The 10,207-nt window shown below is 71.8% G+C and carries 8 protein-coding genes and 1 pseudogene; 8 read left to right on the top strand and 1 reads right to left on the bottom strand.

Features of this window, described 5'->3' with window-relative positions; genetic code table 11:
- Window positions 1-22: 22 nt before the first annotated feature.
- The gene (locus AOK17_RS41255) at window positions 23-1,036 is read right to left on the bottom strand and encodes a Gfo/Idh/MocA family protein (protein ID WP_055617777.1); all 1,014 of its coding nucleotides are present in this window, start codon (window positions 1,034-1,036) and stop codon (window positions 23-25) included.
- Between the two features lie 129 nt (window positions 1,037-1,165).
- Between AOK17_RS41255 and AOK17_RS41260 the strand changes: the two genes are divergently transcribed.
- From AOK17_RS41260 to AOK17_RS51790, 8 genes and pseudogenes are all read left to right on the top strand, one after another.
- On the top strand, window positions 1,166-1,903 hold the full coding sequence (locus AOK17_RS41260; protein WP_107102636.1) for a GntR family transcriptional regulator: 738 nt from the start codon (window positions 1,166-1,168) through the stop codon (window positions 1,901-1,903).
- A gap of 188 nt (window positions 1,904-2,091) precedes the next feature.
- The gene (locus AOK17_RS41265) at window positions 2,092-3,096 is read left to right on the top strand and encodes a sugar ABC transporter substrate-binding protein (RefSeq protein ID WP_055617779.1); all 1,005 of its coding nucleotides are present in this window, start codon (window positions 2,092-2,094) and stop codon (window positions 3,094-3,096) included.
- Window positions 3,093-4,130: an ABC transporter permease gene (locus tag AOK17_RS41270; protein ID WP_055617780.1), complete on the top strand. Its 1,038-nt coding sequence runs from the start codon at window positions 3,093-3,095 to the stop codon at window positions 4,128-4,130. The genes AOK17_RS41265 and AOK17_RS41270 overlap by 4 nt, the downstream gene beginning before the upstream one ends.
- Window positions 4,127-4,960, top strand: coding sequence for an ATP-binding cassette domain-containing protein (locus tag AOK17_RS41275; protein WP_245697692.1), 834 nt, complete (start codon window positions 4,127-4,129; stop codon window positions 4,958-4,960). The genes AOK17_RS41270 and AOK17_RS41275 overlap by 4 nt, the downstream gene beginning before the upstream one ends.
- 160 nt (window positions 4,961-5,120) lie before the next feature.
- The gene (locus AOK17_RS41280) at window positions 5,121-6,305 is read left to right on the top strand and encodes an ROK family glucokinase (RefSeq protein WP_055617781.1); all 1,185 of its coding nucleotides are present in this window, start codon (window positions 5,121-5,123) and stop codon (window positions 6,303-6,305) included.
- Window positions 6,302-6,883: a hypothetical protein gene (locus AOK17_RS41285; protein WP_055617782.1), complete on the top strand. Its 582-nt coding sequence runs from the start codon at window positions 6,302-6,304 to the stop codon at window positions 6,881-6,883. The genes AOK17_RS41280 and AOK17_RS41285 overlap by 4 nt, the downstream gene beginning before the upstream one ends.
- 94 nt (window positions 6,884-6,977) lie before the next feature.
- Entirely contained in the window at window positions 6,978-9,827 is a 2,850-nt protein-coding gene (locus AOK17_RS41290; RefSeq protein ID WP_055617783.1) for a DEAD/DEAH box helicase, read from the top strand.
- Window positions 9,827-10,207, top strand: a pseudogene (locus AOK17_RS51790) (hypothetical protein); the annotation flags it as partial. The gene AOK17_RS41290 and the pseudogene AOK17_RS51790, both read left to right, overlap by 1 nt.

The following is a 10,207-nucleotide window of genomic DNA, read 5'->3' on the forward strand; positions in this document are numbered from 1 at the left end:
GGGGCGGCGGGGGCGAAACCCCTCAGTCCCGCACCCCCGCGATCTCCCCAAGCCGCACCACTCGGCGCTCACGCCGAGACAACTCGCACGCCTCGGCAATCCGCAACGCCTGCAACGCCTCCCGCCCGTCACAAGGATTGGCCCGCTCCCCCCGCACGACCTCGACGAACGCATGCAGCTCCGCCTCGTACGCGGGCCCGAACCGTTCAAGGAACCCGGTCCACGGCTTCGTCGCGGCAGGCGGCCCGGCCGGCTCCGTGGAGGCGATCGGCGTACGGTCGTCGAGCCCGACCCCGATCTGGTCGAGCTCACCGGCCAGCTCCATGCGGACGTCGTACCCGGCGCCGTTGAGCCGGGTCGCCGTGGCGGAGGCGAGCGTGCCGTCGTCCAGGGTGAGGACGGCCGCGGCCGTGTCGATGTCGCCCGCGTCGCGGAACATCGAGGGCCCGGCGTCCGAGCCCATCGCGCACACCTCGGTGACCTCGCGGCCCGTCACCCAGCGGAGCATGTCGAAGTCGTGCACCAACGTGTCCCGGTACAGCCCGCCGGACAGCGGCAGGTAGGTGACCGACGGCGGCGACTGGTCGGAGGTCATGGCGCGCACGGTGTGCAGCCGCCCGAGCGAGCCGGAGCGCACCGCCTCCCGAGCGGCCGTGTACCCGGAGTCGAAACGCCGCTGGAACCCCATCTGCAGGATCGTTCCCGCAGTCTCGACCTCCGCGATGGCCGTTAACGTGCCCTGCAGGTCGAGGGCGATGGGCTTCTCGCAGAACACCGGAAGCCCGGCCCGTGCTGCCCGACCGATCAGTTCGGCGTGTGCTGAGGTGGCAGCCGTGATGACCACGGCGTCCACGCCCCAGGTGAAGATCTCGTCCACGCCGGGCGCCGCCGTGGCGCCCAAGCGGTCCGCGAGCCGACGGGCGCGTGCGGTGTCCGCGTCCGTGACGATGAGAGAGCCGCCGACCTCGCGGTGCCGGCTGAGGGCGGTCGCGTGGAATGTACCAATTCGACCCGTCCCGATGAGTCCGATGCGCATGGGACCAAACTGAGGGCGGACCCTACACCCTGTCAACGCTTTGTCCGGACAATCGAACCTCACAACTTCCCGTCATCATCCCCCGGAGCTACGCTCGGCCCCGTGCCCAAACCAGACGTGGACCCGACCGTGCCGCTCCAGCTCAGCGTCGACCGGAACAGCCCGGTGCCGCTGTACTTCCAGCTCGCCCAGCAGCTCGAAGCCGCGATCGAGCACGGCGCCCTGACCCCGGGCAGCCTGCTGGGCAACGAGATCGAGCTCGCCGGACGCCTCGGCCTGTCCCGGCCCACGGTCCGCCAGGCCATCCAGTCGCTGGTGGACAAGGGCCTCCTCGTACGCCGTCGAGGCGTCGGCACCCAGGTCGTGCACAGCCAGGTCAAGCGACCACTGGAGCTGAGCAGCCTCTACGACGACCTGGAGGCGGCCGGTCAGCGCCCGGCCACCCATGTCCTCGTCAACACCGTCGTCCCGGCGTCGGCCGAGGTCGCCGCCGCCCTCTCGGTGGCCGAGGGCAGCGACGTACACAGGGTGGAGCGGCTGCGCCTGGCCCACAACGAGCCGATGGCGTACCTCTGCAACTTCATGCCGCCCGGTCTCCTCGGCCTGGACAGCTCGCAGCTGGAGGCCACCGGTCTGTACCGGCTGATGCGTGCCGCGGGCATCACCCTGCACAGCGCCCGCCAGTCCGTCGGAGCCCGCGCCGCCACGGCCGTGGAGGCCGAGCGCCTCGGCGAGCCCGAGGGAGCCCCGCTGCTCACCATGCAGCGCACCACCTTCGACGACACGGGCCGAGCCGTCGAGTTCGGCACCCACACCTACCGCGCCTCGCGCTACTCCTTCGAGTTCCAGCTGCTCGTACGCCCCTGACCGCGCACACTCCAGCCCGCGCACGCCCCTGACCGCATACGCCCCTGACCTCGTACGACTCGGCGGGCGCCTCAGTCGCGCCCCGGGTCGGCGGGATGTGCTCGCGCGGTACCCGCCGTCCGAATGGGTGATCGCCGTGTCCGATACTTGGTATCTCCATGTATCGGATTCAAGAAGGGCACGGCTTCGTGGCACGGTTTCGGACCTGGGTCGGCATCGCGGTGGCAGGGGCGCTCGGCGCGTCCCTGGCCGGGTGCAGCAGTACCGGCGGCAAGCGCGCCGAGGACGCCCGCGAGGCGGCGTCCGCCCAGGGCAGGGCCGCGGTGGACACGCCCCGCTGGACCTTCGCGATGATCACCCACTCGGGCGACGGCGACACGTTCTGGGACATCGTCCAGAACGGCGCCGAGCAGGCCGCGGTCAAGGACAACATCAAGTTCCTGTACTCGCACGACGACGAGGCCCAGCAGCAGGCGCAGCTCGTGGACGCCGCCGTGGACAAGGGCGTCGACGGCATCATCGTCACGCTCGCCAAGCCCGACGCCATGAAGGGCGCCCTCGCGCGCGCCGAGAAGGCCGGCATACCCGTGATCACGGTGAACTCCGGCTCCGCGGAGTCCAAGGCGTTCGGCGCGCTCACCCACATCGGCCAGGACGAGACGATCGCCGGCGAGGCCGTCGGCGAAGAGCTGAACCGCCGTGGCCGGAAAAAGACCCTCTGCGTCCTCCACGAACAGGGCAACGTCGGCCACGAGCAGCGCTGTGCGGGAGTCAGGAAGACCTTCGACGGCACCGTACGGAACCTGTACGTGGAGGGCACCGACATGTCCGCCGTACAGGCATCCATAGGCGCCAAGCTCCAGGCCGACCGGTCCGTGGACGCGGTCGTCACCCTCGGCGCCCCCTATGCCGACACCGCCGTGAAGGCCCGGCAGGACGCGGGCAGCGAGGCCGAGATAGACACCTTCGACCTCAACGCCAAGGTGGCGGCCTCGCTCAAGGACGGCACCCTCGGCTTCGCCGTCGACCAGCAGCCGTACCTCCAGGGGTACGAGGCCGTCGACCTGCTCTGGCTCCACAAGTACAACGCCGACACGCTCGGCGGCGGCAGGCCCGTCCTCACCGGCCCGCAGATCATCACCGAGGACCAGGCCGCCGAGCTGGAGCAGTACGCGGAGCGGGGGACCCGATGACCGCGACGGCCCTTGCGGTGGACGAACGGCTTCTGCGGACCTCGCCGCTGCGCAGGCTGCTCGGCCGCCCCGAACTCGGCTCGGTGGTCGGCGCGCTCGCCGTCTTCCTGTTCTTCGCGCTGGTCGCCGACAGCTTCGTACGGGCGGCCGGGCTGAGCACCGTCCTCTACGCGGCCTCCACGATCGGCATCATGGCGGTGCCCGTGGCGCTGCTGATGATCGGCGGCGAGTTCGACCTGTCCGCGGGCGTCATGGTGACGTCGTCCGCGCTGATCTCCTCGATGCTCAGCTTTCAGATGACCGCGAACGTCTGGGTCGGCGTCGGCGTCTCGCTGCTGGTCACCCTCGCCATCGGCTTCTTCAACGGCTTCATGCTGACCCGCACCGGGCTGCCCAGTTTCATCATCACGCTCGGCACCTTCCTGATGCTGACCGGGACGAACCTCGGCTTCACCAAGCTCATCAGCGGCACGGTCTCCACGAAGACGATCGCCGACATGGAGGGCTTCGCGTCCGCCAGGGCCGTCTTCGCCTCCGTCCTCACGGTCGGCGGCGTCGACTTCAAGATCACCATCCTGTGGTGGCTCGGTCTGGTGGCCCTCGCCTCCTGGATCCTGCTGCGCACCCGCGTCGGCAACTGGATCTTCGCGGTCGGTGGCGGAAAAGACGCGGCCCGCGCGGTCGGCGTCCCGGTCGACAGGACCAGAATCGGCCTCTACATGGGGGTCTCCCTCGCCGCCTGGATCGCCGGACAGCACCTGCTCTTCTCCTTCGACGTCGTCCAGTCCGGAGAGGGCGTCGGCAAGGAGCTGACGTACATCATCGCGGCCGTCATCGGTGGGTGTCTGATCACCGGCGGCTACGGCTCCGCCATCGGCTCGGCGGTCGGCGCGCTGATCTTCGGCATGACCGACAAGGGCATCGTGTTCGCCGAGTGGAACCCCGACTGGTTCAAGTTCTTCCTCGGAGCGATGCTGCTCCTCGCGACCCTGCTGAACGCCTGGGTCCGCAAGCGCGCGGAGGCCACGAAATGACGCGGATCAGCGAGATGGGCGAGGCCGCCGGGACGATGCGTACCACCGCGCGAACGGCCCTCGTCGAGCTCGACGACGTCAGTAAGTACTACGGCAACGTCCGCGCCCTGGAGGGTGTCTCGCTGGAGGTCCACGCGGGCGAGATCACCTGCGTCCTCGGTGACAACGGCGCCGGGAAGTCGACCCTGATCAAGATCATCGCGGGGCTGCACCGGCACGACGCCGGCACCTTCCGCATCGAGGGCGAGGACGCCCGCCCGGCGTCCCCGCGCGAAGCCCTGGACAAGGGCATCGCCACCGTCTACCAGGACCTGGCCACCGTGCCACTGATGCCGGTCTGGCGGAACTTCTTCCTCGGCTCCGAGCCGCGGAAGGGCAGGGGCCCCTTCAAGCGCCTGGACGTCGACCTCATGCGCAGGACGACCCACGCGGAGCTCCTGCGCATGGGCATCGACCTGCGTGACGTCGACCAGCCCATCGGCACCCTCTCGGGCGGCGAGCGCCAGTGCGTGGCCATCGCCCGCGCCGTCCACTTCGGCGCCAAGGTCCTCGTCCTCGACGAGCCCACCGCTGCCCTCGGGGTGAAGCAGTCCGGCATGGTCCTCAAATATGTGGCCGCCGCACGTGATGCGGGCCTCGGCGTTGTCCTGATCACCCACAACCCGCATCACGCCTACCTAGTAGGCAACCGTTTCGTCCTCCTCAAGCGCGGCACGATGACCGGCAGCCACACACGCGACGAGATCACCCTGGACGAACTGACCCGCCAAATGGCGGGCGGCAGTGAGCTGGACGACCTGCGCCACGAGCTGGCGGGCGGCGCCCCGTGAGGGGCGCGGGGTGTGTCGATGTGCGCCTCCGCCGCGTGGGCGCGACCAGCCACGACGAACCCGCGGCTCACGGGCAGCGGCGGCTTCCCGGGTGCTGCCCCGGGCGCCGCGAGGGACGCCGCCGTGCAGCCAGCCCCCCACGTGCGGCAGAATCGGCGCGATGAGCACCTACCGCGACCTCGCACTCCCCAGGGCGCTCGGCTCCGCCAGAGCCGCGGGCGCCCCCATCGGCTCCCGCCGGGCCACCGTCCTGCGCACCGTGGGCACACGCGAGCGCCGGTCACACCTGACGGCGCCGCGCGTGCCGACCGTCGGCATCGACATCGGCGGTACGAAGGTGATGGCGGGAGTCGTCGACGCGGACGGCAACATCCTGGAGAAGGTCCGCACCGAGACCCCTGACAAGTCCAAGAGCCCCCGGGTCGTCGAGGACACCATCGTCGAGCTGGTCCTGGACCTCTCCGACCGGCACGACGTGCACGCGGTCGGTATCGGCGCGGCAGGCTGGGTCGACGCGGACCGCAACCGCGTCCTGTTCGCGCCCCACCTGTCGTGGCGCAACGAGCCCCTCCGGGACCGCATCTCGGGCCGCCTCGCCGTGCCCGTCCTGGTGGACAACGACGCCAACACCGCCGCCTGGGCCGAGTGGCGCTTCGGTGCCGGCCGCGGCGAGGACCACCTCGTCATGATCACGTTGGGCACCGGAATCGGCGGCGCGATCCTGGAGGACGGCCAGGTCAAACGCGGCAAGTTCGGCGTCGCCGGCGAGTTCGGCCATATGCAGGTCGTGCCCGGCGGCCACCGCTGCCCCTGCGGCAACCGCGGCTGCTGGGAGCAGTACAGCTCCGGAAACGCGCTGGTCCGCGAGGCCCGCGAGCTCGCCGCCGCCGACTCCCCGGTGGCGTACGGGATCATCGAGCACGTCAAGGGCGACATCTCCGAGATCACCGGCCCGATGATCACAGAGCTGGCCCGCGAGGGCGACGCCATGTGCATCGAGTTGCTCCAGGACATCGGCCAGTGGCTCGGCGTCGGCATCGCGAACCTCGCGGCGGCCCTCGACCCCTCCTGCTTCGTCATCGGCGGCGGCGTCAGCGCGGCCGACGACCTGCTCATCGGCCCGGCCCGCGACGCCTTCCGGCGCCACCTGACCGGCCGCGGCTACCGCCCCGAGGCCCGGATCGCCCGCGCCCAGCTCGGCCCCGAGGCGGGCATGGTCGGCGCCGCGGACCTCGCCCGGCTCGTCGCCCGCCGCTTCCGGCGCGCCAACCGGCGCCGGGTGGAGCGCTACGAGCGGTACGAGCGCTACGCCGAGTCGCGCCGCTCCGCACAGGACACGCTGTGACGGCCTCGCTGCCGCGCCAGGCCTCGCCCCCGGACGAGCCACCGCGGCCGGCCGAGGACCGCGGCCACATGATCCGCCGCCGCTCCCTGACGCTGCTGATCATTGTGCTGCTCATCGGTGTCCCGGCCGGCTACCTGGTGATCTCCGCCAACCAGAGCCGCGACAGCGGCAAGGACAAGGAGGAGAAGTACTCGGCGACCGGCCTCACGCCGGGCTGGCCCTCACGCGTCCAGCGCCGCCTCTACCGGATCCCCATCCCGGGGTCCTCGGCCGAGGTCGCGTACTACGAGACGAACAACTGGAAGACCAGCCGTCTCTACGTCCAGTTCCTCACCAGCGACGAGGGCCTCGACAAGTTCCTCAAGACCATCGGCACCAGCCGTGCGGCCCTGAAGAAGAACGACGTCGCCATCGGCGCCCGGGACCGGCGGGTCGTCGGCTGGGAGTTCACCGGCTCCGGTCCCTGGTCGGGCCTCAGCCACACCCACAAGAACCCGACGCCCACCCAGGACATCGTCGTGGACTGGTCGAAGCCCGGCCACCCCATGGTCTACGTCGTCTCCAGAACGACACCCTGACCCGCCCCGCTCCGCCGCCGAGCCGCACTGTCAGACCCGGCCCGTAGAGTCGAAGACGAGTGATCCGACCGGGGCGAGAGGGGTGACCGGGAGCATGAGCGTGGCGGAGACGCGTGCCGCTGTCGGCACCGAGCTTGGGGTGTCCGTGCGGCCGGCCGCCGTCTTCCTGCCCGCCGCCCTGCCGCGCGACGGCCGAATCGCCTTCTGGGACCCGGACGGGGACGCACCGCTCCTTGGCCCGGACACCGAGCTCACGGTCGTACGGAGGCACGGCGCGGGCGTTCGAAGGGCCTCCGTGCCCGCGCTGACCTTGCCGGTCGTCGAGGCGCTGCCGCTGCTGGTGCGGGCCCGGCGGGACCCGGCCGCACACCCCGCCACGGCCTGCTGGGGCGCCGCCGCGCTGCACGCCCTGCGCCTCGTCGCGCGCGGACGGCTGCTGCCCGGCCTGACGCCCGACGGATTCGACGCGTGGCGCGCCGGCCCCCTGGACCCGGACGACATCGCCCACCTGAGGGCGGTCGCCGCGTCCCTTCCGTACGAGGGACACGCCGTGCCGCTGCCGGGCCGAGGCCCGCTCCAGTTGCCCGACCGGGAAGCATTGATGCGCGCCTTCGTGGACGCGGTCGCCGACGCCCTGCCCCGCACCGCCGCCGCGCCGTACGCCACCGGGAAACCCTTCGCCGCAGCCGGGCCCCAGCGGCTGCCGGGCGCCCAGGACTGGGCGGCGGAGGTCGCCGCGGGCATGGACGCGGGGGTGCGGATCTCGCTGCGCCTGGACCTGTCCGCGTACGAGCTCTTCGACGACAGCGAGGGCGCGCGGCGCGCGGGCGCGGCCGTCGTCCAGGTGCACAGCCTCGCCGACCCCACCCTCGTCGTCGACGCCGCGGCCCTGTGGGCGGGCGCTGCCGACACGGCGTTCGGACCGCGTGCCCGTGTCGACGCGGCGCTGGCCGTGCGGCGCGCGGCCCGCGTCTGGCCGCCCCTGGACCGGCTGTCCGGGCAGGACGTGCCGGACGTACTGGCGCTGTCCGAGGACGAGTTGTCGGACCTGCTCGGCGTCGCCGCGACCCGCCTCGGCGCGGCAGGGGTCGCCGTGCACTGGCCCCGCGACCTCGCGCAGGACCTGAGCGCGGCGGCGGTCGTCCGCCCCGCGCCGGGCTCGGCCACGGACGGCACGGGCTTCTTCGAGAGCGAGGAACTGCTCCAGTTCCGCTGGCAGTTGGCGCTCGGCGGCGACCCGCTCTCCGAGGCCGAGATGGACGCGCTCGCCGAGGCACACCGCCCCGTCGTGCGGCTGCGGGACCAGTGGGTGCTCGTCGACCCGGCCCTCGTCCGCAAGGCGCGCAAGCGCGAACTGGGCCTGCTCGACCCGGTCGACGCCCTCTCCGTGGCGCTCACCGGCAGCGCGGAGGTCGACGGCGAGACGGTCGAGGCGGTGCCGGTCGGCGCGCTGGCAGCCCTGCGAGACCGCCTCACGGCAGGACTGCGACCGGCCGAACCACCGCCCGCCCTGAAGGCCACCCTCCGGGACTACCAACTCCGCGGACTGGCCTGGCTCGACCTCATGACCTCGCTCGGCCTCGGCGGCTGCCTCGCCGACGACATGGGCCTCGGCAAGACCGTCACTCTCATCGCGCTGCATCTGAAGCGGGCGCGCCCCGAGCCGACCCTCGTCGTCTGCCCCGCCTCGCTGCTCGGCAACTGGCAGCGGGAGATCGAGCGGTTCGCCCCGGGCGTGCCCGTGCGCCGCTACCACGGCCCCGGCCGCTCCCTGGAGTCCCTGGAGAACATGGACGGCGGGTTCGTCCTCACCACCTACGGAACGATGAGGTCGACGGCGCCGCAGCTCTCCGGGCAGCAGTGGGGCATGGTCGTCGCGGACGAGGCCCAGCACGTCAAGAACCCGTACTCGGCGACGGCCAAGGCCCTGCGGACGATCCCCGCACCGGCCAGGGTCGCCCTGAGCGGCACCCCCGTGGAGAACAACCTCTCCGAACTGTGGGCCCTGCTCGACTGGACGACTCCGGGACTGCTCGGCCCGCTGAAGTCCTTCCGCGCCCGGCACGCGCGCGCGGTCGAGAACGGCGAGGACGAGGAGGCCGTGACCCGTCTCGCCCGGCTGATCCGGCCCTTCCTCCTCCGCCGCAAGAAGTCCGACCCCGGCATCGTCCCCGAGCTGCCTCCCAAGACGGAGACGGACCACCCCGTCCCCCTCACCCGCGAACAGGCCTCCCTGTACGAAGCCGTGGTCCGCGAGTCGATGCTGGCGATCGAGACGGTCGACGGCATCGCCCGGCGCGGCCTGGTCCTCAAGCTCCTCACCGCGCTCAAACAGATCTGCGACCACCCCGCGCTGTATCTGAAGGAGGACACCGGCGGGCACCCCGGCGGCGGAGGGGCCTCCCGCCAGGCCGCCCGCTCCGGCAAACTCGCCCTCCTGGACGAGCTGTTGGACACGTTGCTCGCCGAGGACGGTTCGGCGCTCGTCTTCACGCAGTACGTGGGGATGGCCAAGCTGATCACCGACCACCTCGCGGCGCGCGCGGTCCCCGTGGAGCTCCTTCACGGGGGTACGCCGGTGGCCGAGCGCGAGCACATGGTCGACCGGTTCCAGAGCGGGGCGACGCCGATCCTGGTCCTCTCCCTCAGGGCGGCCGGTACGGGCCTCAACCTCACGCGCGCGGGGCACGTCGTCCACTTCGACCGCTGGTGGAACCCCGCAGTGGAGGAGCAGGCCACCGACCGCGCCTACCGCATCGGCCAGACCCAGCCCGTCCAGGTCCACCGCCTCATCACCGAGGGCACCGTCGAGGACCGCATCGCCGAGATGCTCGCCTCCAAGCGGGCCCTGGCCGACGCGATCCTCGGCTCCGGCGAGGCATCCCTGACAGAACTGACCGACCGCGAGCTGTCCGACCTGGTCTCGCTGAGGAGGTCGACGTGATGTCTTCGACGGATCGGCCGGAGGAGCGGGATCGGCCGGATTGGCCGGACCAGCCGGATTGGCCGGAGCAGCGGGACCAGCCGGACCAGCAGGATCGGCAGGACGAGCGGGAACAGCTGCATCAGCCGGAACAGCCGGAACAGCCGGAACAGCCGGAACAGCCGGAACAGCCGGAACAGGCGGAACAGGCGGACTCGCCTGGCACCGAGACGTCTCCGGCAGGCGAGACGCTTTCGGCCGCTGAGTCCCACTCGGCCCGTGAGGCGCTCCCGGCCCGTGAGGCGCTCCCGGCCGGTGAAGCCCTCCCGGTTGGTGAGTCCCGGCCCGCCGACGCCGCTCGCCGTGCTTTGCGGGCGGCGCGGCGGGCCGGGACTCACCAA

Origin of the sequence: Streptomyces phaeochromogenes (assembly GCF_001418655.1) — a bacterium.
GTDB classification, from domain to species: Bacteria; Actinomycetota; Actinomycetes; order Streptomycetales; family Streptomycetaceae; genus Streptomyces; species Streptomyces phaeochromogenes.

Excerpts from the sequence above, each read along its gene's own strand:
- AOK17_RS41255 (WP_055617777.1), bottom strand. The coding sequence starts at position 1,036 with ATGCGCATCGGACTCATCGGGACGGGTCGAATTGGTACATTCCACGCG.
- AOK17_RS41275 (WP_245697692.1), top strand. The coding sequence starts at position 4,127 with ATGACGCGGATCAGCGAGATGGGCGAGGCCGCCGGGACGATGCGTACC.
- AOK17_RS41270 (WP_055617780.1), top strand. The coding sequence starts at position 3,093 with ATGACCGCGACGGCCCTTGCGGTGGACGAACGGCTTCTGCGGACCTCG.
- AOK17_RS41280 (WP_055617781.1), top strand. The coding sequence starts at position 5,121 with ATGAGCACCTACCGCGACCTCGCACTCCCCAGGGCGCTCGGCTCCGCC.
- AOK17_RS41290 (WP_055617783.1), top strand. The coding sequence starts at position 6,978 with ATGAGCGTGGCGGAGACGCGTGCCGCTGTCGGCACCGAGCTTGGGGTG.